Origin of the sequence: Haloplanus aerogenes (assembly GCF_003856835.1) — an archaeon.
GTDB classification, from domain to species: domain Archaea; phylum Halobacteriota; class Halobacteria; order Halobacteriales; family Haloferacaceae; genus Haloplanus; species Haloplanus aerogenes.
In genome coordinates this window covers 1,278,422-1,301,583 of record NZ_CP034145.1, presented here as the reverse complement: position 1 = coordinate 1,301,583, position 23,162 = coordinate 1,278,422, and the positions used below count along the sequence as shown (strand labels likewise).

33 protein-coding genes are annotated in these 23,162 nt (G+C 66.1%); 17 read left to right on the top strand and 16 right to left on the bottom strand.

Going from position 1 to position 23,162, the window contains the following annotated elements; translation table 11 throughout:
- Positions 1-5: 5 nt before the first annotated feature.
- Positions 6-839, bottom strand: coding sequence for a hypothetical protein (locus DU502_RS06600; protein WP_121920779.1), 834 nt, complete (start codon positions 837-839; stop codon positions 6-8).
- Positions 840-946: 107 nt separating this feature from the next.
- Between DU502_RS06600 and DU502_RS06595 the strand changes: the two genes are divergently transcribed.
- A complete protein-coding gene (locus tag DU502_RS06595; RefSeq protein WP_121920780.1) occupies positions 947-1,357 on the top strand; it encodes a CopG family ribbon-helix-helix protein in 411 nt (136 codons plus the stop codon).
- A 100-nt stretch (positions 1,358-1,457) separates the two neighbouring features.
- On the opposite strand, the gene DU502_RS06590 is transcribed toward DU502_RS06595, so the two are convergent.
- Positions 1,458-1,982 carry a hypothetical protein gene (locus DU502_RS06590; protein WP_121920781.1) on the bottom strand — a complete coding sequence of 175 codons (525 nt, stop codon included), beginning with the start codon at positions 1,980-1,982 and terminating at the stop codon, positions 1,458-1,460.
- Positions 1,983-2,303, bottom strand: coding sequence for a hypothetical protein (locus DU502_RS06585; protein ID WP_199722715.1), 321 nt, complete (start codon positions 2,301-2,303; stop codon positions 1,983-1,985).
- A gap of 298 nt (positions 2,304-2,601) precedes the next feature.
- Here DU502_RS06585 and DU502_RS06580 point away from each other — a divergent pair, with 298 nt between their 5' ends.
- The 4 genes from DU502_RS06580 to DU502_RS06565 all read left to right on the top strand — a co-directional run bounded on the left by DU502_RS06580 (position 2,602) and on the right by DU502_RS06565 (position 4,479).
- Entirely contained in the window at positions 2,602-2,841 is a 240-nt protein-coding gene (locus DU502_RS06580) for a hypothetical protein (RefSeq protein ID WP_121920782.1), read from the top strand.
- On the top strand, positions 2,838-3,191 hold the full coding sequence (locus DU502_RS06575) for a type II toxin-antitoxin system PemK/MazF family toxin (protein ID WP_121920783.1): 354 nt from the start codon (positions 2,838-2,840) through the stop codon (positions 3,189-3,191). Before DU502_RS06580 ends, DU502_RS06575 begins: the two co-directional genes overlap by 4 nt.
- A gap of 659 nt (positions 3,192-3,850) precedes the next feature.
- On the top strand, positions 3,851-4,096 hold the full coding sequence (locus DU502_RS06570; protein WP_121920784.1) for an AbrB/MazE/SpoVT family DNA-binding domain-containing protein: 246 nt from the start codon (positions 3,851-3,853) through the stop codon (positions 4,094-4,096).
- Complete coding sequence (locus tag DU502_RS06565; RefSeq protein WP_121920785.1) at positions 4,093-4,479, top strand: PIN domain-containing protein; 387 nt, start codon at positions 4,093-4,095, stop codon at positions 4,477-4,479. The genes DU502_RS06570 and DU502_RS06565 overlap by 4 nt, the downstream gene beginning before the upstream one ends.
- 180 nt (positions 4,480-4,659) lie before the next feature.
- On the opposite strand, the gene DU502_RS06560 is transcribed toward DU502_RS06565, so the two are convergent.
- From DU502_RS06560 to DU502_RS06545, 4 genes are read right to left on the bottom strand one after another with little or no spacing between them, the layout of a single operon-like run.
- Positions 4,660-4,953 carry a chorismate mutase gene (locus tag DU502_RS06560; protein ID WP_121920786.1) on the bottom strand — a complete coding sequence of 98 codons (294 nt, stop codon included), beginning with the start codon at positions 4,951-4,953 and terminating at the stop codon, positions 4,660-4,662.
- Complete coding sequence (locus DU502_RS06555) at positions 4,950-5,801, bottom strand: shikimate kinase (RefSeq protein WP_121920787.1); 852 nt, start codon at positions 5,799-5,801, stop codon at positions 4,950-4,952. Before DU502_RS06555 ends, DU502_RS06560 begins: the two co-directional genes overlap by 4 nt.
- Before the next feature lie 38 nt (positions 5,802-5,839).
- Complete coding sequence (locus DU502_RS06550; protein ID WP_124897040.1) at positions 5,840-6,331, bottom strand: hypothetical protein; 492 nt, start codon at positions 6,329-6,331, stop codon at positions 5,840-5,842.
- Between the two features lies 1 nt (position 6,332).
- Complete coding sequence (locus DU502_RS06545) at positions 6,333-7,565, bottom strand: hypothetical protein (RefSeq protein WP_121920789.1); 1,233 nt, start codon at positions 7,563-7,565, stop codon at positions 6,333-6,335.
- A 114-nt stretch (positions 7,566-7,679) separates the two neighbouring features.
- Here DU502_RS06545 and nth point away from each other — a divergent pair, with 114 nt between their 5' ends.
- A complete protein-coding gene (gene nth / locus DU502_RS06540; RefSeq protein ID WP_121920790.1) occupies positions 7,680-8,366 on the top strand; it encodes an endonuclease III in 687 nt (228 codons plus the stop codon).
- On the opposite strand, the gene DU502_RS06535 is transcribed toward nth, so the two are convergent.
- Complete coding sequence (locus tag DU502_RS06535; protein ID WP_121920791.1) at positions 8,363-8,842, bottom strand: DUF7321 family protein; 480 nt, start codon at positions 8,840-8,842, stop codon at positions 8,363-8,365. The two genes, nth and DU502_RS06535, sit on opposite strands and share 4 nt — an antisense overlap.
- 117 nt (positions 8,843-8,959) lie before the next feature.
- Here DU502_RS06535 and DU502_RS06530 point away from each other — a divergent pair, with 117 nt between their 5' ends.
- From DU502_RS06530 to DU502_RS06500, 7 genes are read left to right on the top strand one after another with little or no spacing between them, the layout of a single operon-like run.
- Entirely contained in the window at positions 8,960-9,847 is an 888-nt protein-coding gene (locus DU502_RS06530; protein WP_121920792.1) for a DUF7319 domain-containing protein, read from the top strand.
- Positions 9,848-9,903: 56 nt separating this feature from the next.
- Entirely contained in the window at positions 9,904-10,545 is a 642-nt protein-coding gene (locus tag DU502_RS06525; RefSeq protein ID WP_121920793.1) for a halocyanin domain-containing protein, read from the top strand.
- Positions 10,546-10,932 carry a DUF7318 family protein gene (locus tag DU502_RS06520; protein ID WP_121920794.1) on the top strand — a complete coding sequence of 129 codons (387 nt, stop codon included), beginning with the start codon at positions 10,546-10,548 and terminating at the stop codon, positions 10,930-10,932.
- A gap of 3 nt (positions 10,933-10,935) precedes the next feature.
- The gene (locus tag DU502_RS06515; RefSeq protein ID WP_121920795.1) at positions 10,936-11,730 is read left to right on the top strand and encodes a cytochrome b; all 795 of its coding nucleotides are present in this window, start codon (positions 10,936-10,938) and stop codon (positions 11,728-11,730) included.
- Between the two features lie 3 nt (positions 11,731-11,733).
- Entirely contained in the window at positions 11,734-12,504 is a 771-nt protein-coding gene (locus tag DU502_RS06510; RefSeq protein WP_121920796.1) for a cytochrome b family protein, read from the top strand.
- 11 nt (positions 12,505-12,515) lie between these two features.
- The gene (locus DU502_RS06505; RefSeq protein WP_121920797.1) at positions 12,516-12,896 is read left to right on the top strand and encodes a DUF7315 family membrane protein; all 381 of its coding nucleotides are present in this window, start codon (positions 12,516-12,518) and stop codon (positions 12,894-12,896) included.
- Positions 12,889-13,167 (top strand): DUF7314 family protein, encoded by a 279-nt coding sequence (locus DU502_RS06500; protein WP_121920798.1) that lies wholly within the window; start codon positions 12,889-12,891, stop codon positions 13,165-13,167. Before DU502_RS06505 ends, DU502_RS06500 begins: the two co-directional genes overlap by 8 nt.
- A 91-nt stretch (positions 13,168-13,258) precedes the next feature.
- Here DU502_RS06500 and DU502_RS06495 read toward each other — a convergent pair whose 3' ends face one another.
- The 3 genes from DU502_RS06495 to DU502_RS06485 are packed head-to-tail and all read right to left on the bottom strand — an operon-like array spanning position 13,259 to position 15,798.
- Positions 13,259-13,699, bottom strand: a complete 441-nt coding sequence (locus DU502_RS06495; RefSeq protein WP_121920799.1) for a DUF7313 family protein — start codon at positions 13,697-13,699, stop codon at positions 13,259-13,261.
- A 24-nt stretch (positions 13,700-13,723) separates the two neighbouring features.
- Positions 13,724-14,452 (bottom strand): NAD(+)/NADH kinase, encoded by a 729-nt coding sequence (locus DU502_RS06490; protein WP_241966812.1) that lies wholly within the window; start codon positions 14,450-14,452, stop codon positions 13,724-13,726.
- Positions 14,453-14,499: 47 nt separating this feature from the next.
- The gene (locus tag DU502_RS06485; protein WP_121920800.1) at positions 14,500-15,798 is read right to left on the bottom strand and encodes a M28 family peptidase; all 1,299 of its coding nucleotides are present in this window, start codon (positions 15,796-15,798) and stop codon (positions 14,500-14,502) included.
- A gap of 174 nt (positions 15,799-15,972) precedes the next feature.
- Between DU502_RS06485 and DU502_RS06480 the strand changes: the two genes are divergently transcribed.
- Positions 15,973-17,139 (top strand): thiolase domain-containing protein, encoded by a 1,167-nt coding sequence (locus DU502_RS06480; RefSeq protein WP_121920801.1) that lies wholly within the window; start codon positions 15,973-15,975, stop codon positions 17,137-17,139.
- A complete protein-coding gene (locus DU502_RS06475; protein ID WP_121920802.1) occupies positions 17,136-17,510 on the top strand; it encodes a Zn-ribbon domain-containing OB-fold protein in 375 nt (124 codons plus the stop codon). The genes DU502_RS06480 and DU502_RS06475 overlap by 4 nt, the downstream gene beginning before the upstream one ends.
- Here DU502_RS06475 and DU502_RS06470 read toward each other — a convergent pair.
- Genes DU502_RS06470 through DU502_RS06460 form a run of 3 tightly spaced genes read right to left on the bottom strand, consistent with a single transcriptional unit; the run spans position 17,503 to position 19,922 of the window.
- Positions 17,503-18,429: an alpha/beta fold hydrolase gene (locus DU502_RS06470; protein WP_121920803.1), complete on the bottom strand. Its 927-nt coding sequence runs from the start codon at positions 18,427-18,429 to the stop codon at positions 17,503-17,505. The two genes, DU502_RS06475 and DU502_RS06470, sit on opposite strands and share 8 nt — an antisense overlap.
- Positions 18,430-18,453: 24 nt before the next feature.
- The gene (gene meaB / locus DU502_RS06465; protein WP_121920804.1) at positions 18,454-19,512 is read right to left on the bottom strand and encodes a methylmalonyl Co-A mutase-associated GTPase MeaB; all 1,059 of its coding nucleotides are present in this window, start codon (positions 19,510-19,512) and stop codon (positions 18,454-18,456) included.
- Complete coding sequence (locus tag DU502_RS06460; protein ID WP_121920805.1) at positions 19,509-19,922, bottom strand: cobalamin B12-binding domain-containing protein; 414 nt, start codon at positions 19,920-19,922, stop codon at positions 19,509-19,511. The genes meaB and DU502_RS06460 overlap by 4 nt, the downstream gene beginning before the upstream one ends.
- Before the next feature lie 162 nt (positions 19,923-20,084).
- On the opposite strand from DU502_RS06460, the gene DU502_RS06455 reads away from it, so the two are divergent.
- Entirely contained in the window at positions 20,085-20,294 is a 210-nt protein-coding gene (locus tag DU502_RS06455) for a hypothetical protein (RefSeq protein WP_124897039.1), read from the top strand.
- Complete coding sequence (locus DU502_RS06450; protein WP_124897038.1) at positions 20,285-20,923, top strand: hypothetical protein; 639 nt, start codon at positions 20,285-20,287, stop codon at positions 20,921-20,923. Before DU502_RS06455 ends, DU502_RS06450 begins: the two co-directional genes overlap by 10 nt.
- Before the next feature lie 66 nt (positions 20,924-20,989).
- On the opposite strand, the gene DU502_RS06445 is transcribed toward DU502_RS06450, so the two are convergent.
- Both DU502_RS06445 and DU502_RS06440 read right to left on the bottom strand, forming a co-directional pair.
- Positions 20,990-22,819, bottom strand: a complete 1,830-nt coding sequence (locus DU502_RS06445; protein WP_121920808.1) for a S9 family peptidase — start codon at positions 22,817-22,819, stop codon at positions 20,990-20,992.
- Between the two features lie 47 nt (positions 22,820-22,866).
- Complete coding sequence (locus DU502_RS06440; RefSeq protein WP_121920809.1) at positions 22,867-23,127, bottom strand: MTH865 family protein; 261 nt, start codon at positions 23,125-23,127, stop codon at positions 22,867-22,869.
- Positions 23,128-23,162 lie beyond the last annotated feature (35 nt).

Sequence of the window (23,162 nt, the reverse complement as noted above, 5' to 3'; positions counted from 1 at the left end):
CGTGATCAGAGGAGCCCCGTGACGAAGCCGAGGCCCATGACGACGAGGACGGCAGCCGAGAACGCGGGTAGATACGGCGTGAACTGCTCGACTCGCTCCTCGTAGTGCTGGTACCCCGCAATCAACAGCATCGTCAGCCCGACGATACCGACGACGACGGTGATGGCGTACGCACTCATCAGTTCGAGACAGTAGTTCGATCCCGCACAGAGCGCGATAATCTCGAACTCTTCCTCGTGTGCGAAGCCGAGCAGGAACGCGAACCACGCGATGCCGAGGAGGCCACGGTCGGCAGCCTCGTCGAGGTCGGCGTGCGAATGGGAATGTCCGCCGACGAACGGGACGAACCCCTTCAATCGGGAGAACAGCCCATCGTCGTCGTGATCGTGGGAATGCTCGTCGTGGTCGTGTGAGTGATCGTGAGAATGGTCGTGGTCGTGTGAGTGATCACTGTCGCCGTGGCTGTGGGTGCTGTGGTCGTGAGTTCCGTGAGAGTGCCCGTGACTGTACTCACGAATCCCGAGCGCGATGAGCAAGACACCGGCAACGAGGCTCACGGGGCCGCCGATCTGGATGCCACCGCTCACCGTAATCGGCTCGTTGACCTGCGTGAGGCTGAAGTAGTTTTTCGCGTAGAAGAACGCCCCCACCATCGCGATACTGCTGACGAGATGGCCGACGCCGAGGATGAAACTCGCTGCGAACCCGTACAGCCACTTGTTCGTCTGGTCGAGTGCGTACGAGGCAGCGACCGGCCAGCCGTGACCCGGCTCGACGCCGTGGACCGCACCGAGCGCGACCGCCCCGAGAAGCAGGCCGAGTGCGTCGCCGTGTAACATCTCCCTGTGAGAGCGTCCGCGAACGACGCCAATAACGGTTGTTAATACCGAAACGGGGGAATCGTCATACGGTGGGACTCTTGTAGCCGACCGACGAGTCGGTGACTATGCGGACGAGTTTCAACATCCCCGACGACCTCGTCGACGAGTTCGACCGCGTGTGGCACGAACAGGGACTCGAAAACCGGTCGCGGGCGGTCAGAGAAGCGATGCAGGAGTACATCGAGTCTCACTCGCGTCTCGAAGCCACGAGCGGCGAAGTGGTCGCACTCGTCGCGTTCGACTACCGCCACCACGAGGTCATCGCGGAACTGCACTCGGTGCAGCACGCGTATCAGGACGTGATCCTCAACACGAGCCACACCCATCAGGGAGAGTGGTGTCTCGAATCGCTGTTCTGTCGCGGGGCGGCGGCGCGAATCCGCGAACTGACCTACCAGCTTCGTGATTTCGACGGCGTGCGGCGTGTGAAAGTGATGGTGATTCGGGATAGCGTCGAATCGACTGACGAGGAGTGAGGCGAACGGGAGTTCGTCGAGAAGCGAGCTGCGCCGAGTTCGTGACCACTGACTCTCCTGCTGCGCCACCTCGTTCAACGCGACAACATCTCGTATCGGGTTAACCGTTATCGCGTTGCCGTCGAAGCGTAGACTTCGCCCGCGCAACGTAGGAATTCGACGACCAACTGCGAGCATCACTCATCTCGGTCAGGAACGCCTCGGCAGCGTCAGGCGAGATTGCGTCGTTGCGAACCAGCGCAGTGAGGAGGCTGGGTGTCGTGACGAGTCGGACCTCGGCCAGCGAGGCGTGGACGAGCGCGAGTCGATTGAACTCGTCACAGAGTAGTTGCACGGCGGCTACCTCGTTCGCCAGCGTGACCGCCGCGTTCTCGCCGTCGTCCAGCGGGAACGTCTCGTCCAGTTCGACGGAACGTACCTCGAACGCGGAGCGACGGTCGAGAACTGCTTGCGCCGCTTCACCCGAGGCATCGTCGTAGGACGCCGTCTCGGTGAGTTCGGTGACGACCTGTTCTGGGACGACCACGGTGTGCGAATCGAGGAGGAGGTCGAGTGGGTTCAGTGAGTTGTCTACTACGGTTCCGAGGCTCACGAGGGCCGACGTGTCGGCGACGAGCAGCACCATCTACGAGTCGCCCAGTTCCTCCGCGACTTCGTCCACGAACTCGTCGGTCAGTTGCTCTTTCAGGAGGCGGAAGTTGGCGGCCTCCTCGTGACCGACGAGGTCCTTCAGCTCCTCGAACGAGATGTCGTCGTCGTAGAAGGCGTCCGCAATCTCCTGTTTCACCTCGTCGGAGTGCGCGGCGTCTCGCAGGTACTCCCGAAGCGCGGAGATGAGGATGTCCGTCCGGTCCGTCTCGAACACCGCCGCGAGCGCGTCGGCCCGGTCCACCAATCCTCTCGGTGCGCGGAACTGGACGCGCTTCTTCTCGGAGCCGGAACTCATGTGTGTACAATGTGAGTGCAGGTGCAAAACGCTTGTTCTCTCGTCACTCCCCATCCGTCGGAGCTACCGAGGCCGGATATGGGTTTTTGACCGAACCAGAATCGAAGAACAGCAATCAGAAGAATATTTTGAGGACTAAACAGGCCTCATACGACTTGTATTGCTGGATTTCGAGCTACCGACTCTCTCGTTGCTCCACCCTGTTCACGTAGCGGAAATCCATCATACTTCGAGGCGAAACAATCGTTGTGGGTAATAGTGGGCAAGAGTTATCCCACAGTGGGTCATAGTGGGTAACGTGATGAAAGTCGACGCCCACGACCTGCGAACGAACGAGACGGACGACCGAGGTCGCATCTATCTCGGAACGGAGTACGCAAACAAACGCGTCACGGTAGCCGTCGTGGAGGTCGAATCCAACCATCCCGACGAGGAAGAACTGGCTGCCGCGTACCGCGAGGCCTCCGAAAGTGCGGAAACGCTGGCCGAGGACTGGGACGAGGCGTCGGGCGAAGCGTGGGCTGGGCTGGATGAATGAGCGAGGGAGTGGAGATTCGACGTGGTGATGTAGTCATAGTCCGACTCGATCCTGCCGAGGGACACGAGATGAAGAAGACTCGACCAGCGGTGGTCGTCCAGAACGACGTTGGAAACCGAAATTCCAGTACGACCATCGTCGCGCCCACAACTGGGACGCACCGTGGCTACCCCTTCGAGGTACTCGTCGAAGCAGACGACTCTCCGTTCGAGAAGGACTCCTCTATCCGTCTCGACCAAATTCGTGTCGTATCCGTCGAAAAGCGGATTCACTCAGTCGCCGGAAGTCTCGGTGGGGAGACCATGAACGAGGTGGACGACGCATTGAAACTGAGCCTCGGACTCGATTAAGCATCGGTCGAACAGGACTGGCGTGGGATTTTAGCGAGTGTCCGTTCGCTTTCGGGAGGCCATCAACGGTCGATACAATATCTCAGCCCGGACATCCGTAGAAGACACACCCGAACGTGAAATACAACGGAACTGACCCCGAGACGAGCAGGAGACCAACTGTACCGAGCGCTTTCGATGTCGTACGCGAGAAACGACTGAACGGATACACAACCGCTGCGAACAACGTGGCCAAAACACCGATGACAGCGAGGGCGAATACTCCAATCATGCCGACCCCGGAAACTGACCGGGAAGCAACGCGAATTCGACGATATTGACGACTAAAACGGCTCCAACTGGAGCACTTCCAGCTCTGAGAGGTTTGGCGAGTCGGCGCATACTCTTCATAAATCCTCCCGACGACGGTCGTCAGCTTTCTGTTCGTGAGAAACGTGATTTCTCTGGTCGTTTCCCTTCGATACGACGGACGCACTTCGGCTGAATCGGGTGCCAGAACTGTTCGGTAGACGATACGGAGCCGGCTACCGACTCTCGCGCTGTTCGACCTTGTTCAAAAGGACGAAATCCACCATACACACTACTGAGATGCTTCGATGGAAACCATCACTCACACGTTAGTGGTAAGATTCTTTGTCCGTGGAACTGTAGCCCTATCTATGTCAACAGAGACGGATGCGCAGGGACGGCTGTACATCCCGAAAGAGGTGCGCGAGAAATATGGCCAGAAGTATCATATAGTCATGTACGAGGATAGAATCGAGCTAATTCCGGTCGCGGACGACCCACTCGCCGCTGTCCGCGAGGCGGCAGGCGAGCTTCACGATGCATCAGTCGAGAAAATTCGAGAGGATATCGAGGCAGAGGCGAAAGACGAGGCTGAGGAAGCCGGCAGCGACAGATGACGGAGTACGTCGAGACCGATTTCTTGCTCGCACTCGCCAAAGATACTGATTGGTTACAGGGCTCCGCAGAGGACGCCATTGTCGAATACGACATCGAAACGTCACCGTTCTCATATCTCGAACTCCTCCTGGCCCGGGAACGCTACGAGTTCGACTACGTTCCGCTGGTGGCGAACCTGCTCGAACTCGTCCCTGTGCGGAACGAGGAAGAGAAACAGGTAGTTCTGAAAGCCGTCAACTACTACGACGAGGGGATGACGCCATTCGACGCGTTCCACGCAGCGACTGCGGAAACGCGAGGGATGGACGTACTCTCTTCCGAGAAAGACTACGAAGACGTCGAGGTAGAACGAGTCCCACTCGAACCGACCGACGAGGAATGACTTCAGTCGGAGTGGAGAGTACTAGTTGACGAACCGTGATGGCCGTCGTGACCACGTGTGCAACAGACTTGGTCGGATCTTCCGCCTGCTCGTCGAATTCAAATTCGAAAGGTGGCATCGAATACTGACACCACATTCCCCTAATACGCGGATAGAAGTCCTCTAACGCCCGTTCGTCCCCTAGCGACTCTCCCGCTGCTCGACCTTGTTCAACTCGATGAGCAAGCGGAAAATCGCCTTCACCAGATTCGCGTCCACGTCGAACGTCTCGGCGTTCTGCCCTGCGCGCTCCATCACGCGAGCCTCCTGTGACTCGTCGGTGGTCGGCAGGTCGCGCTCCGCTTTCACCTGTGCGACGGTGCCCGCGACGTAGGTGCGGCGAGCGATGAGTTCGACGAGTTCGCGGTCGATCTCCTCGATCTCCTCGCGGAGTTCGTCCAGTGACATCTCGTCGGTCGCGTCACTCTCGCTCATTCGATCACCCGTGCGCCGTCCGTTCGTGTCGTCGTTAGCCATGTGTCTCCCTCCCGTTGACTCCAGTGGTCGCGTACGCGTTCCAGTCCGTCCCGGTCGCCGACGGCGACGACGCTCGGGCCGGTGCCCGAGAGCGACACGCCGTCGACGTGGGGCATCGCCTCGACCGCGGGGTCGGTCGGGAACCCGAGTGCGGCCGAGAACGCCAGTCCGTTGACCGTCATCGCCTCGCCGTAGCGGCCGTCGAGCGCCAGATCGGTGACGAGGTCGGCCATCGGCGCCACCCGTTCACACCGCGAAACGTCGGCGTCGGCGCTGAACGCCCGCGTCGCGGGCGTCCAGACCAGCACGTCCCAGTCGACCGTCTCGCGGGCGAGGAGTTCGTCCTCGGTGTTGTCGGTGACGGTGACGCCGCCGAGCATACTCGCGCTCGCGTCGTCGAACGCGCCGGTGACGGTGACGCCGGCGTCGCGGGCCGCCTGCACGCCGATGCGACAGGCCTCCTCGCGGTCCACGTCGTCCACGTCCAGCGCCGACAGCGTCGCGAGCACCGTCGCGTTCGCGGCGGCGCTCGAACTCTTCAGCCCCGCGGCCATCGGTACGTCGCTCTCGGTGTGGACGTGTCCGCCCTCCCCGTCGCCGAACCGCTCGACGACGCGTTCGACACACCGACGGATCAGGCGGGTGTCGCCGTCGGGCGCGCCCGCAATCTCGCCGCTAACCGCCCCGGTGTCGTCGAGTTCGACCCGGGCAGTCGTCTCCGCGTCGATGGCGAAGGCGGATCCCATCCCCGTCGCGAGGGCGTTCAGGACCGTGCCCGCGCCGAGTGCGACGGCCTCGCCGTGCATATCGAACCCCGCGCGGAGCGGACAGTTATGTGTGCCGGTTACCGGACGAACCGCGACCCGAGGGCGCCAGCGACGCCGCCGGTGACCGTCGTGGCGACGCCGGAGAGGAGGAGTGGTCCGACAGCTGCCCGGAGTGCGTAGACCTGTCCGGTGCCGGGGCCGGACAGGGTCGAGAGGCCGAGGAGGCCCAGCCCCGCCATGGCGAAGAAACCGACGAGCGCGCCGCCGGCGGCGACGCCGGCCGCCGCGCTCGGGTCGGCGAACCGAGAGCCGGAGAGCAGGCCAAGCACCGCGGCGAGGACCGGTCCGGCGAAAAACAGCGTCACCGTGGTCTGGAAGACGGAGAGCGCGAGGAAGACGGGGCCGAACGTCGTCGGCTGTGCTCCGGTGGCGGCGGTGACGAACTGGGTGCGCGCCCAGTCACCGGCGACGAAGCCGACGACGCCGAGGGCGGCGCCGACGAGGGCGAAGACGGCGACGATCAGGCCGGCCTGTCGGCGCACCGAGGGGAGGGCACTGCGCCCGGACACGCTACGGTCTCCACAGCCACAGGCGGTCGAGCGGGTCGGTCCAGTCGACGCGCTCCTCCCACGCGACTTCGGAGGGCGCGGCGACGACGACGTACGGCCCGGCCTGGATCAGGTAGGCGTACGACACGTCGCCGTCGGCGTGGTAGTACACCTGATGCCACTCGTCTCGACCGAACGAGTAGGTCCCCTCCCGACTGACCGAGGTGTCGAACAGCGTCTCGGCGGCGTCGGTCGCGGCCTGTACGCCGTCGTAGTGCTGGACGAACAGGGACGTGTGCGGGTAGTCGAGGGGATTCAGGTCGGTGGGCTGCTCGTCCGCCTCCGGAACGGCGTAGCTCACGACGTACGCGAAGCCGTTCCGACCGGTCGACTCGCCGACGGCGTCGAAGTGGAGTCGCTGCCGTGCGAGGAGTTCTTGGCCCTCGTTTATGTCGTCGCCGGGGGCGTCGCCGAACGGCTCACGCTCGATATATCGCGGCCCGGCGTACGCGTAGCCCGCGTAGCCCGTCGAGTGGTAGCACTCGAAGAGACCGGGGGCGGCCTCGTCGTCGTCATCGTCGTCACTGTCGTCCGAATCCGCGGTCCCGTCGTGGAGGTTGCGATAGAGCGTGGCGTCGACCTGGCGGTCGGAGAGCACCCGCCTGACGAACAGGTCGCTCCGGATGCCCGCGAGGTAGTCGTGGAGGCGTTCGAGTTCCTCGTCGACGCGGTCCAGATCCCCCCGGTTGGCGAAGCGTCGGGTCGTCGCGAGGTGGTGGTCGATCTGCTCGCGCATCTGCTCGGGGATACCGAAGTGACCGCCGAGTTCCGCTTCGGCCGTCCTGACGGCCCGATCGGTCGCCCCGCGAACCAGTCCGAGACTGTTGGCGTCGAACTCGGCCGCGTCGCGGACGCGCGTGACCGCGGCCATCGCGTTGCCGAGGACGCGCTGGTGCGTGTCGATAGCGTCGTCGTACGACGTGGCGAACCACTCGATTTCGCCGTACACCCGCCCGACCTCGGTCGCCAGTTGCCGGTTGGGTACCGACGGCTCGGTCTGTTGCACCTCCTCCTCGTCGACGGCGGCCGGCTCCGACTCCGCTTCGGCCATAGCGGCGTCGGCAGGCGTCTCCGTCGGCGGTGGCGTCCGCGTCGCCGTCTCGGGGTAGGAGACGTTCGAATCGCCGGACGACAGACAGCCGGTCAGACCGAGTACGGTCCCGGTCGCCAGCAGTGTCCGACGTGTCAAGTCCATGGGCGCGTCAAAGCGAGCGCCCGATAAATAAGGTCCGGCCTAAGAATCAGCGATGAGAGCGAGGGACGAAAGCGGGTCGACAGACTCAACGGGGGCCGCTCCCCATCGCGTCACATGGGCACGCCACTGGACTCCCGGGAACGCCAGGTCGAGGAAGTGCTGGATCGGCTGTACGAGGAGTATCCCGACGCGACCATCTCGCTCAACTACTCGAATCGGCTGGAACTGCTCGTCGCCGTCGTCCTCTCGGCGCAGTGTACCGACGAGCGCGTCAACGAGGTGACGGCCGACCTCTTCGAGAAGTACACGTCCGCCGAGGACTACGCCGACGCCGACGAGGCGGAACTCGCCGAGGACATCTACGGCATCACCTTCCACAACAACAAAGCGGGCTACCTGAAATCCATGGGCGAGACGCTCGTCGAGGAACACGGCGGCGAGGTGCCCGACACCATGTCGGCGCTCACCGACCTCTCGGGGGTCGGGCGCAAGACGGCGAACGTCGTCCTCCAGCACGGCCACGACGTGGTGGAAGGAATCGTCGTCGACACGCACGTCCAGCGACTTTCGCGGCGCCTCGGCCTCACGACCGAGGAGACGCCCGAGAAGATCGAAGACGACCTGATGGACGTGGTGCCCGAGGACGACTGGCAACAGCTCACCCACCTGCTCATCAGCCACGGGCGCGCGGTGTGTGACGCCCGGACCCCCGACTGTGACGCGTGCGTCCTCGAAGATATCTGTCCCTCGTCGAAACTGGATTCAGAGACGGATCTGGCGAGCGGCGAGGCGTGGGGTTAGGCCAGATGTAACTGGACGTACCGGACGACACCGATCAGGTACGCACCCAGCCAGAAGAGGACGTAGCCGAAGACGCCGATTCGGAGGCGGCCGCGCCACGCGCTCATGTTCTCGTGGAGGTCGTTCAGATCCACGTCCTGTCCCGGCTCACGGTAGAGGCTCGCGGCGTGTTTGGCCTGGAAGATGCGGACGATGCCCGTCAGCGCGAACGCGAGCATGGCGTAGGCCTGCAGGCCGAGGACGGCGTGGAGGACGGCGAGGCCGCCGAACTGGTCCATCAGGCGGGGCATCATCCACCCCACGACGGGAACCGTCGTCAGCACGAGACCGACGAGGATGTACTTCAGGTGTCGGACGAGAACGGCCCACGTCACGGTCTCGGTGTCGATGACGATCCACGCACCGTAGAGGTAGAAGGGGAAACTCACAGTCACCGAGATGCCCGCGAGCGTCGCCACCGTCGCCTCGCTCACCATCGACGGAAGTTAGGATGGCGGCGTTAAAACGAACCCGACTCAAGGGCGATACTATCGACGTACAGCCGACAGTATGAGGTCGGAAAGCGTATGCCGCTGTGGACCCAACGTCGGTCGATGGCTGATTCGTCACCGTCGTCGACCGACGGGACAGCCGACGCGACGGACACGGCCGCGGACGAGGCCGAGGCGGACGACGAGGAGCGGGGCTCCTCGGGCAACCGATCATCGGCCGACGCCGACGCCGATATCGACGCCCTCCGTCGTGACGTCGAGGAGAAGTACGACTTCGACGACTTCGGCCCGAGCGACATGGCCCAGATGAGCGTCGAGGAGTGGGAGGCGGCGTTCGATCCGGACACGTGGATCGTCGGCGCCGAACTGCTGGACCGGGTCGAACAGGATCTCAAGAGCCGCATCCAGCGCCGCGAGGTGTTCGCCGTCCTCGAACGGTTCGAAGAGGACGGCGAGGAGCGGCTAGTCGCCTACTCCGACGAGGGATACGCCATCGTCGCCCCCGACGGAAGCGTCGAGGGACAGGGAACCGTCCTGCGCGACGTGAAACCCACCGTCGCGCTGTGTTCGATGGACTCCTACGAGGTGCCCGACGCTCCCGACGAGGTGTCGCTGCCGTCGCCCGACGACGTACCCGAGGGAACGGGTCAACTGGGGAACAACCTCCTGCAACTCATCGCGGCCGCGCAGATTCTGGTCGGCCTCGGACTGCTCGGCGTCTGGCTATTCACCGACGCCATTCCGACGCCGGGGGGGTACGTCGACCTCGTGGCGCCCCTGACGGCGCTCGTGTTCGTCGGCATCGGCATCTTCCTCTTCGCCGTCGTCGCCAACGCTCGGCTCTCGGACCGGTTCCGGGCCGAGGAGTTCCGCGACCGGTTGCGAGCCGTGGGCATCGAGGACGGCGAGCGACCGGACTTCCTCCCGCCGCTGGACGAGTCGGCCGCGGATGCGTCGGAAACGGCCGATTCGAGCGACGACCGCGCGTGAGGCAGTCGACGGGGAGTCGGTGGGTTTAAGCGCGTTCCTTCCTGAGATTCGACCGTATGAAGAGGCGGGACTTCCTGAGAGTGGCCGGTGGGTCCGCCGCCGTCGGAACGGCTGCCGCCACGGCGACGCCGGCCGCCGCGCAGGCGTCGTTCGACGGGTGGATGAGCGACGTTGGCAACTACAGCGAAGTGGCCGACGCGACCGGACAGAGTGAAGTGACGATCACGGTCGGTGCCCAGGGCAACGGCGGGAACTTCGCGTTCGGCCCGCCGGCCGTCCAGGTCGATCCCGGGACGACCATCATCTGGGAGTGGAACGGCGAAGGCGGTCAACACAACGTCGTCGCCGAGGAAGGTGGCGAGTTCGAGAGCGAACTCACCGCCGAAGCCGGCTTCACGTTCGAACAGACCTTCGAGTCCGAAGGTGTGATCAAGTACTTCTGCCAGCCCCACCGCGCGCTCGGCATGAAAGGCGTCGTCGTCGTCGGCGCGATGCCCGACTCCGGCGGCGGCGGCGGTGGCGGTGGTGGCGAAGGCGGTGGTGGCGGCGAAGTCGACCTCCACACGCTCGGCGTGCCGATTCAGGCCCACTGGGTCGGTGCCGCGACGATCCTCGGCATCATCGTCTCGCTGATATTCAGCTTCTACGTGCTGAAATACGGCGAGTCACCACACACCGGAACTGGGAGAGGAGAGTAAATGTCATCGAGTGGAAGCACCTACGGCGACATTCACCGATACGAACCGGCCCGAGAGAGCACGGCAGCGGCCATCACGATCGTCCTCCTGACGGTCATCGAAGTCGTCTTCGTGTTCATGTTCGCCTACGGCCTCGTGAGCGGGTGGGGCCTCAGCGAGACGGGCAACATGTTCCTCGGAGCGATCCTGGCCGTGATCTTCGTCGACCTCGCGTTCATCCTCGCGCTGTACCGCAAGGAGTTCCTCCCCGACGTCGTCATCGTCAAGAAACGGCGTCGGAAGTGGGAGGACCTCTACATCCGCGAGGAGGACGTGGACGGCGAGACTCTCGGTGACGGGGCGTGGGACACAGTCAAACGCGCGGTCTACCCGTACTACAAGCGATAAGCAATGAGCCTAGAAAAGAAAGACGACATGGACCACGAGGGGTGGATGAAGCGGAAGGATCTGACACCCGTCGAGTCCACCTTCCTGACGGCCCTCATCTGGATGGACAAGCGGCTCCGGATCGTCGACTACCTGGAGTTGCTGGAGAACCTGTACTACAAGGTCAACCTCCAGATGCCGAAGAGCCACACCGAGCAGTACGACCTCGACAACAAGTTCTGGTACTGGTACCCGCTGTACGCGCTCGGATCGTTCTCGACGCTGGCGTACATCGTCGCCGCGGTCAGTGGTGCCCTTCTCGGGTTCTACTACGCCCCGGCACAGACCGGCGATCCGAGTACGGCGTACAACTCGATCACGTTCATCATGACGGACCTCCAGTTCGGGTTCATGCTGCGATCCATCCACCGGTGGTCGGCACAGGTGATGGTCGCGGCCGTGTTCCTCCACATGCTCCGCGTGTACTTCACGGGAGCGTACAAGGAGCCACGCGAACTCAACTGGCTGCTCGGCATCGTGCTCATCAGCCTGACGATGGTGTTCGGGTACACGGGCTACCTGCTCCCGTGGGACCAGCTCGCCTTCTGGGCGGGACAGATCGGCGTCGAGATGTCGCTGTCCATCCCGTTGGCCGGCGAGTGGATCGCCCAGCTCCTGTTCGGCGGCTTCACCCTGAGTCAGGCGACGCTCCAGCGGATGTACATCATCCACGTGTTCCTGCTCCCGTTCGTCGTGACGACGCTGATCGCCATCCACATCGGCATCGTCTGGGTTCAGGGCATCGCGGAACCCCACTAAACCATGAGCGAGAACGAATCCACCACGGACGAAACGCGCACCGACGGCGGCAGCCCGGGCATCGTCGCCCCGGACGACGAGACGCCAACGTGGCGCGAGCGCAAGGAACGGACGACGGGGCTCTCGCGGCTCACGTACGAGTACTTCGAGCGCGCCCGTCGCGAGGACCAGGACCTGCGAACCGAGTCGGACTACGTCGAACGGGACGTGCTCGCGTTCCCGACGTGGCCCCACGAGACGGTCCGTAACCTCGCCATCGCGTCCTTCTTCACCGGGATGATCTTCTTCCTCTCGGCGACGATGCCGCCGCACATCGGCGCGCCGGCCAATCCGAGTTCGACGCCGGCGATCATCCTGCCCGACTGGTATCTCTACTGGTCGTTCGGCCTGCTGAAGCTCGGCCCGCTGAACCCCGACCTCGCCATCCTCGGCGGGCAGAAGCTCACCGCCGACCGCACCTACGGTGTGCTGGCGAACGTCGTCGTCGTCGGCTTCATCGCCATCGTTCCCTTCCTGAACAAGGGATCGGCCCGGCGGCCGGTCGAGCAGCCGTTCTGGTCGGCCGTCGGCGTCGGCGGCGTCGTCTTCGCGCTCACCATCAGCCTGCTGGCGGTCAAGAACCTGATGCCGATGGACGTCCACCTGCTCTTCGACCTGACCTTCCTCCTGCCCATCGTGGCGACGACGGTCACCTACGCGGTGCTGAAGACGATGCGCGAGGGGTACATGTACGACCTCAACCGGCGGTACTACCGGCTCCGACCGCCGAAGTGACGTAACGTCAAATGTCTTCTTCCGACGACCGCACCGATACGCAGGGGAGCGTCCGTGCCGACGAGGGCGGCCGCGACGTGGTCGTCCCGATGCGCCTGTACAAGACCGTCACCGTCTTCTCGACGCTCATCGCCGTCGTCGCCGTCGTCTTCGGGTTCGTCTTGCTCGACGCGGCGACGATCAGACTCAGCCTCCTGCGTCGCCTCGTGATCGGCGCGCTCCAGATGGTCGGGGTCTCGCCGCCCGCGACCGTCCTGAGCGCCATCCTCGCGGTCCTCGGCCTCGCGTCCATCGCCTTCGGCGCCGGCGTCTACGTGCTCGGGACGCGATTCCGCGCTCGCGGAATGGGAAACCCTCAAGAGGACGCCGACGAATCTTCGGATAATGGCTGACGAATTCATCAAAGGGCTCGGCATCTTCACGGGTGCGGGGCTCGGCTGGCTCACGCTCGCTGGGTGGTACCGGACGCCGGGATTCGAGAGCACGCGCCAGCTCGTGAGTCCGGCCTCTCCCAGTCCGGCGAGCGCCGACATGTTCAACCTGCTCGGCATCATGCTGATGGACGTGCTCTTCTGGTTCGCCCTCCTCGGCCCACTGGCGTTCTGGATCGTCCTGCCGGCCGTTCGACAGGCCCGCAAGGCGATGGAAAACCGGAGTGCGTAAGCGACGCTGACGATCTTTTTCCGCGAGACTGCGTTCGATAGGTATCGGTCCGTGTGTGGAAAGAGAGCAGAAACCAGCGACGCCGACCGGCCTACACGATGGCGTTCCAGACCGGCTGGATGAAGACGAACAGGCTCTGGTAGCCGGCGTACAGCAAGGCGAGCAGCGACGCCGCGACGGCGCCTTTCGGCCGTTCGAACGTCATGTCGTTCCGGGCTTCGACCTGCCGGGATTCGAACTCGAAGAAGTCGGTCAGGAACAGGCCGATGGCGAGGACCGACATCACCATGCCGCCGTGGGGTTCGACGATCAGGAAGACGAACGAGGCGAGCACCAGCAGGACCGTCGTGATCGAGTGCGGGAGATACCGACTCAGTTCGTCGGCCCCGTCATCGACCTGCTGCTGGTGGACCGAGTGCGCGCGAATCCGCGTGAACATATTCACCAGCACCAGCGCCAGCACCACGTGGGCGATGTACGGTTCGAGCGCGTCGAGGGCGCCGACCGGGACGGCGAACTGTAGCGGTTGCATACCCTGAACTCACGCGCAGACTCATTAGAAGTTTTCCGTTCGGGTCGGCGTCACGACGTCGAGCGAATCGACGCGCTCGACCTGCAGGTCGGCCCCCCGGTCGACAACGTCCCGACGGACGCCGTCGACGACGACGGCGACGGCCCCGTCGCGTTCGACGGAGACGGTGAGCGGGGCGTCGGGATCGACCACCCGCCGCGACGCCGTCGTCGAGAACGGGGCGATAGGGACGACGGCGACGCCAGCGCCGGCCTCGACGACGGGGCCACCCGCCGCCGCGGCGTAGCCGTCGCTGCCCAGCGGTGTCGCGACGACGACGCCGTCGGCCCGAACCGATCCCAGTCGTTCCTCCCCGACGGTGACGGCGTACTCGGAGATACTCGCGGGCGCGTCGGTGACGAGCGTCACGTCGCGGAGCGCACGAACGACGGCGTCGCCGTCGCGGAGGCCGAGGATCGGGTGGGTGTCGACGCGGCGGTCACCGGCAGCGACGGCGGCGATGGCGGCGTCGAGCGAGTCGCGGGCGACGAGGTGGCGTCCGCCCTCGGCGGTCACCGGGAGCAAGGGGACGTTCGGTGGGGTCGTGACGGCCGACTGGATGGCCTCGTCACCGACGGCGACGACCAGATCCGGATCGTCGTCCTCGGCGACGACCGTGGCGCCGCCGACGCCCACTGCCGACGCCACCGCATCGTCGCCGCCGCGGACGGCGACGTTCACCGTCGCCCGCCTCCGGTCCGTGTCATGCGACACACGTCGACCTACGGCGTTAAAAATCTCCTCGGTCAGAACGTCCGCGATCAGAACGGCCAGTCGCCGGTGGCGCGCATCCCCGCGGCCAGATCCTCGCGTTCGAGGTCGGCCGCGACGTCGGCGGGGTCGCGGCGGGGGATGCGGTCGGCGGCGGCGAGGTCCGCCACCAATCCCGTCAGGAGGATGGCCGCCTCGCGGAGCGTGCGACGCTCCAGTTTGTCGAGCGTGTCCGCGCGGGTGTGTCCCCAGCCCCGTCCCCGGTCGCCGTCGTCGCTCGATACGAGGATGGCGGGCACGCCGCGGGCGACGAAGGGCCAGTGGTCGCTGTGGGGATGCTGGGTCGGGCGGAGGGAGACGGGGTGACCGAATCGGTCGGCCACGCGGTCGACCGCCGCGCCGAGTTCGTCGAACCCGTGGGTGTAGTACTGGAGCGTCCGGCCGCGGCAGACGCCGTCGCAGTTGACGACCGCCTGCACCGCGTCGGGGTCGACCAGGTCGGCCTCGCGTTTCGAGCCACGGAGGCCGACCTCCTCGGCGCCGAAGCAGACGATCCGAACCCGACGGTCGAGGGGCGTCTCGCGCGCGAGGAGGGCGCGCGTGACTTCGAGGACGGTCGCGGTCCCGGCCCCGTTGTCGACGGCCCCCTCCGCGATGTCGTGGGCGTCGACGTGGCTGGTCAGGTAGACGGCGCGGTCGGTCTCCGGGCCGATGTCGGCGCGGACGACGCCGCTCTCGGCCGTGGGCGTCTCGCAGTCGACCGAGAGGGAGACGCGCTCCCCGTCGTGCCGGCGGGCGAGACGCAGGCCGACCTCCCGACTGACGCCGACGGCGGGGATGGGGCCGACCGGAGCGTCGTCGGTGCCGACGCTCCCGGTGGGGGCGAGACAGCCCGGCGTGTGGTTCCGGAAGACGAAGCCCGTCGCGCCGGCCTCGACGGCACGGTAGTACTTCTCACGACGGTGGATGAAGCGGTCGTAGTGGTCGGGAACGGTCGAGGAGACGAGGGCGATAGCGCCGTCGAGGTCGGCGTCTTCGAAATCCTCGGGGAGACCGTCGCCGCAGTCGACGAGCGGTCCCGAGACGGTCGCCGCGGGACTGCGCGGGAGGGCGATGCAGTCGGCCTCGCCGTCGGGCGTGTCGATCCGGCTCGTCCCCCTGATCCAGCCCTGAATCTCGAAGTCGTCGACGTGGGCGTTTCGGGCGCCGACGGCGTCGAGGGCATCGCGTGTCGCCGTCAACGCCTCGCGTTCGCCCGGACTCCCCGTCATTCGGTTCCCGATGTCGACCAAGCGCTCCAGATGCGTCCACCCCACGTCGCTGGTGAACGTCTCGCCGATCCACTCCATGCCCCTGCGTGTGCGTCCCCGCGGCTAATCGTTTCGGTCGGCGGGGCCGGGGCAGTTCGAACGTCGAACGTCGATCACCCGACGCACAACTGTCGAACGTCAAACGGCCGATACCGGGCCCGAGAGCTTCCGAATCCGGCAGGTCTTTATCCGCTCGTCCGCCTATGTGAACCCATGACAGGCGTACGTGTCGCCGGCGTCGGTTTGACGCAGTTCGGGCGACATCCGGAACGGACCGGGCGCGATCTGTTCGGTGAAGCCGCCCTCGCCGCCCGCAAGGAGTCGGCCGTCCCTCCCGAAGATATCGAGTCGATCAACTACGGAAACTTCATGGGGTCGCTGGCGGAGCGGCAGGGCCACCAGGCGCCCCTCATGGCCGAGATGGCCGGCCTCCAGTGTCCGGCGACGCGCTACGAGGAAGCGTGTGCGTCCGCCGGTGTCGCGATCCGGGAAGCGGTCCGGACCGTCCGCTCCGGCGAGGCCGACGTCGTTCTCGCCGGCGGCTGTGAGCGGATGACCAATCTCTCGACCGCCGACGTGACCGAGGCCCTCGCCACGGCGGCCGACGAACTCTACGAGATTCGCGCCGGGATGACCTTCCCCGGCGCGTACGCCCTGATGGCGCGGGCGTACTTCGAACAGTTCGGCGGGGAACGGGAGGATCTCGCACACATTGCGGTGAAAAATCACGACAACGCCCTCCCCAACGAGTACGCGCAGTTCCACCGCGCCATCACCGTCGGCGAGGTGCTCGACGCGCCGATGGTCTCCGACCCCATCGGCCTGCTCGACGCCTGCCCAGTCACGGACGGCGCGAGCGCGATCGTCCTCGTCAGCGACGAGTACGCCGAGGAACACGACCTCGACGCGCCGGTGTCGATCACCGGGTCGGGACAGGGCGGCGACAACCTCGCGCTCCACGACCGCGAGAACCTCGCGGTCACGCCGGCAACCGAGCGCGCGGCAGCCGAGGCGTACGACGACGCCGGCTGTACAGCCGGCGACGTCGACCTCGTCGAGGTTCACGACTGCTTCACTATCGCGGAAGTGCTGGCGCTCGAAGGGCTGGGCTTCTACGACTCCGGTGAGGGTATCGGCGCCGCGCGCCGCGGCGAGACGACGGCGACCGGCAAACTGCCGGTCAATCTCTCGGGCGGCCTGAAGGCGAAGGGCCACCCCGTCGGCGCCACTGGCGGCAGTCAGATCGCGGAGATGACGCGCCTGCTCCGCGGCGACCACCCGAACAGCGAACACGTCGAGGACGCGACGCTCGGCGTCACGCACAACGCCGGCGGGACCGTGGCCTCTGCGGTCGTCCACGTCTTGGAGGTGGACCGATGACCGACGCCGGCTACGACGAGTGGCTGGACGCCATCGACGACGGCGAGGGTTACTACCTCGAGTGCGACGAGGGCCACGGCGCGCTCCCGCCGCGTCGGGTGTGTCCCCACTGCGGGTCGTCGGAACTCGAACGGGCGAGCCTACCGTCGACGGGCACCGTCGAGACGTTCACCATCTGCTACGTCGGCGGTCCCGACTTCGAGGACGAGGAGCCGTACGCGACCGCAATCGTCGACTTCGGCGACGTTCGCCTGACGGGCGTCGTCCGCGGCACCGACCCCGAGAACGTGACGGTCGGGATGCCCGTCGAGGCGCGGGTCGGCACCAACCGGACGACCGGCGAGGGCCTCCTCATCCTGCGGGCTAGGTAGCCTCGCGCACCGCGTCGACGAACGCGTCCGGATGCTCGACGTGCGGCAGGAGTTTGGCGTGATCGAAGACGACGAGCCGCGCGTCCGCCTCGTCGGCCAGATCCCGTCCACGGGAGAGCGGCGGGAGGGTCGCGTCGCGTCCCCAGACGAGAGTGACGGGGGCGTCGCAGGTACGGAGCGCGGCGCCGAGGTCGATGTCCGAGTTGCAGTGCCCGGCGACGAAGGAGGCGACGGCGAAGCGAGCGTTCGGCTGGTGGGTGGTCCGCCACTGGTAGTCGGTCCAGTCGTCGGAGACGGCGGCCGGGTTGGCGTAGGCGTGGTCGGCGTTGAAGTAGCGGATCGACGGCTTGGAGACGAGGGCGTCGAACAGGGCCGTGCCGACGACGGGGGCGCGGAGGAGTTCGCGGAGCCACGTCTTCGGCGGGGCGGGGCCAGCGACGGTCGTGGGGCAGATAGTCAGGAGGGAGTCGAGCGTCACCCGGCGGTCGTCGGCCGCGCGGGCGACGTAGGCGGCCGAGAGCGACGAGGCGACGACGGCGGGGGATTCGTACTCCGCGAGGAAGTCGGCGACGAAGTCCTCGTAGAGCGCCGCGGAGTAGCGAAGCGGCGGGCGATCCGAGCGTCCGAATCCCGGGTAGTCTGGAACGACGACGTGGTGTGTCTCGGCGAGGGCGTCGACGACTTCGCGGAACTCACCGGACGAGCCGGCGGCGTTGATGCCGTGGAAGCAGACGAGCGTCGGGTCGGCGGCGTCACCCAGTTCGGCGTACGCGACGTCCATCCCGCGCCAGCGATACGTCCGTTCGGTCGCGTCGAGGGCGGGTTCGAGTTCGCCAGCAGCGTCACGAAGGAGTCTGTCGCCGGCGACGACCCCGCCGGCGAGGCCCGCGGCGGCGAGGCCGAGGCGTCTGAGTTTCATACGTACTCGTCGGACGCCGTCGCCTTATTCTCGGCGGCGGTCGACGCAGTCGGCAAGCGGGTCCAGAATCCGATCCGCGACGGTGTAGGGGTCCGCCTCCCGCGCCTGCACCGCGTCGACGAGCGCGTCCATCCCGCCGTGACGGGCAATCTCGTCTTCGAGCAGGTCCGCGGTGTCCGAGCGGAGGAGTTGGCGGATCCCCTCGGCGTAGCGGGCGCGCTCCCGCCGGTCGAGTTCGCCCGTCTCCCGCAGGTGGGCGTAGTGGTCGTCGAGGGCGTCGATCAGGTCCTCGACGCCGGTGTTCTCGGTGGCGACGGTTTCGACGACGACAGGATCCCAGTCGTCGGCACTGTCTTCGGCCACGTCGTCGTCGCCGTCCGCCATCGACCCCATGCCGTGATGGCCGGCAGCGCCAGCGCTCGCCGGCGATCCGTCGCGCATGTGGAGCATCTCCCGGAGGTCGGAGACGGTGGTCGCGGCGCCGTCCATGTCGGCCTTGTTGACGACGAACACGTCGCCAATCTCCAAGATGCCCGCTTTGAGCATCTGCACGTCGTCGCCACTTCCGGGCTGGACGAGGACGACGACGGTGTCGGCGGTGCGGACCACGTCCACCTCGTTCTGGCCGGCGCCGACCGTCTCGACGATAATGCGGTCCTTGCCGAAGGCGTCGAGGGCGGTGATGGCGTCCGCGGTAGCGGTCGACAGTCCCCCTAACTGGCCGCGGGCGCTCATCGACCGGAAGAACACGTCCATGTCGCCGACGTTCGAGGCCATGCGGATGCGGTCGCCGAGGACCGCGCCGCCGGAGTACGGCGACGAGGGGTCGACGGCGACGACGCCGACGGTGAGCCCCCGATCGCGGTACCGTTTGGCGAGTTTGTCGACCAGCGTGGACTTGCCGGCGCCGGGGCTGCCGGTGACACCGATCACCTCCGCGTCGCCGGTGTGGGCGTGGAGCGCGGACACCAGGTCGCGGTAACCGGGCTCGCGGTTCTCGATTTTCGTGATGGCGCGGGCGAGCGCCCGGTGTTCGCCGTCGAGGACGCCGGCCACGAGGTCGTCGACACGCGCCTCGCTCATCGCTGGACGTTCTCGCGGACGAAATCGATCGTCTCCTGCATCGGCGTCCCGGGGCCGAACACCTCGGCCACGCCCGCATCCTTCAGGTCGTCCCGGTCCTCGTCGGGGACGATGCCGCCCACGAGGACGAGGGTGTCCTCGAACGCGCCGTACTCCTTCAGCCCCTCGATCACCTTCGGGACGAGCGTGTTGTGTGCCCCCGAGAGGATGGAGATGCCGAGGACGTCCACGTCCTCCTGTACCGCGGCCTGCACGATCTCCTCGGGTGCGCGGTGTAGGCCGGAGTAGATCACTTCGAACCCGGCGTCGCGGAAGGCCCGAGCGATGACGTGCGCGCCGCGGTCGTGACCGTCGAGGCCGACTTTGGCGACGAGACACCGGATGGTTCGCTGTTCCTGCCCCGTACTCATGCGTTACCGTTCACCGTGCGTCCGTTTGACTCTAACGGAGCCACGCGTCGACGCGGAGCGACCGGAAATCACTCGTCAGGCCGGCGAAGCGCCGCCATCGTGACAATCTTCGGTCACGACCGTGACCTACTTTTATAACAGACCGTAATGTTAACGATAGACATGCACCGATTGATACCGACAGTCGGCAAGGGGGCCGAGGTGGTCGCCGCCGCCGTAACGAGCATCGTCCTCACCGTTCTCGCACTGACCCGCGGTATTCTCGCGGTACACGCCGACCAGACGGAGTGGGCCGAGACGACAGTCACATCGACGCCAGCACCCGCCGCGGACGGCGGCCACGAGAACGGAGGTGAGTCCGCATGGGTCTGATCGACAAGATCCTGTCGCTGTTCGGTGGCGGCGGGTCGCAGTCGAGCGACACGTCCCGGGCGTCGACGCCGGACGAGGCGGCCGAGGCGGCCGAGGCGGCCGAGGAGACGGTCGCGGAAGAGACGGCTGAACCGGAGGCCGAAGAAGCGGAGGCCGAGGAAGAAGAGGAAGGCGGCGACGACGTTCCCACCAAAGACGTGGCCGCCATGGCCGACCCACGCCGCCGTGAAGGCGAGGAGAACACAGTGCGGAACCGGGCGGAGAATCCGCCGGATCACGCGGCCGCCGAGGAAGCCGAAGCCGAGGAAGACGAAGCCGAAGCCGAGGAAGAAGACGAGGGCGGCGACGACATGTCCACCAAGTCCGTGGCCGAGATGGCCGACCCGCGCCGCCGTGAAGGCGAGGAGAACACAGTGCGGAACCGCGCCGAGAACCCGGCGGATCACGCGGCCGAGGAAGACGAAGCGGAAGCCGAAGAAGAAGAATCGGAAGCCGAGGAGGACGACGAGGGCGGCGACGACATGTCCACCAAGGCCGTGGCCGAGATGGCCGACCCACGCCGCCGTGAAGGCGAGGAGAACACGGTGCGGAACCGGGCCGAGAACCCCGACGACCAGCGGGCGACCTGATACGGTTTATTGTAAGTCATTACCGGTGAACAGTTACAATAATCCGTATGACCCGGCCGCGACCCCTTATTCTGCGAGGTGCGTGTCGAGGAACTCCACGATAGCGGAGTACGCCTCGATGCGGTTTTCGAGTTTCGTGAAGCCGTGGCCCTCGTCCTCGAAGACGAGTTCGCGGACGGGGACGCCCGCCTCGCGGGCGCCCTCGACGATGCGGTGGGCCTCGCTCACGGGCACCCGGGGGTCGTTCTCGCCGTGGAGGACGAACAGGGGCGCGGCGATGTCCTCGACGTGGTTGATGGGACTGATCGACTCCAGCATCTCGCGATCCTCGGCGAGCGACCCGTACTCGGCCTCGCGGAGTTCGCGCCGCCAGTCACCCGTGTTCTCGAGGAAGGTGACGAAGTTGGCGATGCCGACGATATCGACGCCGGCCGCCCAGATATCCGGGTAAGCGGTCAGCGCGGCGAGGGTCATGAACCCGCCGTAGGAGGCACCCATGACGGCGATGCGGTCGGGGTCGACGGCGGGATGGTCGTGGAGCCAATCGACGCCGGCCTTCAGGTCCGCGACCGAGTCCATCCGCTTTTCCACGTCGTCGAGGTGGGTGTAGGCCTTGCCGTACCCCGTCGATCCGCGGACGTTGGGTTCGAAGACGGCGTAGCCCCGCGAGAGGAGGTACTGTTTCACGCGGCCGAAGGAGGGCCGCCGTTGCGACTCGGGACCGCCGTGGACGTCGACGACGACCGGCGTCTCGCCGTGCCCGGTGTCCGTCTCGGGCAAGGAGAAGAAGGCCGGAATCTCTAGCCCGTCGAAGGAGGGGTAGCGGACGAGCTCCGGGGCGACGAAGGAGTCGCGGGGGATGCCGGCGGTGGAGGCGCGGGTCCAGCGCGTCGCCTCGCCGCTCGTCACGTCGACGACGTAGACGTTGGCGGTGTCGTCGCTCCGGGTGACGGTGAGCGCGAAGCGGTCGCCGTCCGGGCCGAAACTCACGCCGCCGGCGACGGCGTCGGGCAGGTCGGGCGTCGGGAAGTGGTCGAGACGGCCGGGCGCGACGAGTTCGCCCACGCCGAGTTCGGTGTAACCATCGGCGTTCCGGGAGTAGACGAGACGGCGGGAGTCCTGATCGACGGCGACGCCGTCGACGTTCCACTCGTCGTCGGCGAGCGTGTCGTCGCCAGCCGCCTCGACCGGCGACAGCTCGTCGGTCGCGAGGTCGATCCGCGAGAGACGGAGCGTATCGGTGTCGCGGTCGGTGACGAGGTAGACGTTCTCGCCCGCCGGCCCCCAGTTGGCGCTGAGGTGGCGGACCGTCCCCTCGTGGGGCGTGAGGTGGCGGCGTGATCCCGTCTCCACGTCGAGGACGTACACGTCCTGGTCGAAACTGGAGTGGGATTCGGTGAGGAGGAGTCGGTCGCCGTCGGGGCTCCACCCGGCGACGGAGAACCAGCCGTCACCCTCGTAGACGCGTTCGGCGTCCGAGCCGGTGGCGTCACGGTCCTGCACGTACACGTCGAAGACGGACTGATCGCGGCGGTTGGAGGCGAAGGCGAAGCGCTCGCCGTCGGGGCTCCACCCGCCGAACCAGTGTTTCGCGTCGGGATGTTCGGTCAGGTCGGTGATCGAGCCGTCCGAGACGCTGAGCAGGTAGAGCGTCTCTTTCTCGTCGCCGCCGCGGTCACGGCCGACGATCAGTTCGAGGCGTTCGGGCGACCACGAGGCGAAGGTGACGCGGTCGTCGAAGAAGGTGCGCTGTTCGGGCCACCCGCCGGGGGAATCGAGCGTCCACACCTGCGGGACGCCGGTGGTGTCCATGAGAAATGAGAGGTGGTCGCCGTCCGGGCCGACGGAGACGCCGTGGGCGCTCCGTACATTGAGATACCGCTCGATGTCGAACATACGGGCCGTTGGTCGGGGGTGACCAAAACGTGTTCCCCCCGACGGCCCTAAATGAGCCCTTCGGCTTCCAGCGCCACCATCACGTCGTCGACGAGTTCGTCGACGGACTCGTAGGGGAACTCCTGATGACCGTCGAGGGTCGCGGCGAGTTCCATGGCGGAGAAAGACACGTCGCCAGCCTCGAAGCGGGTTCCGGGACCGTTCGGCAGCGCCGGGACGAGATCCATCTGGTCGGTAACCGGGAAGTCGGCGCCCTCGAACGCCGTCCTGAACTGCTCGCGGAGCTCGGCCGCAACGTCGTCGCTCATGGGAAATCGTGGACGTATCGGGGGGAAAAGCGTTC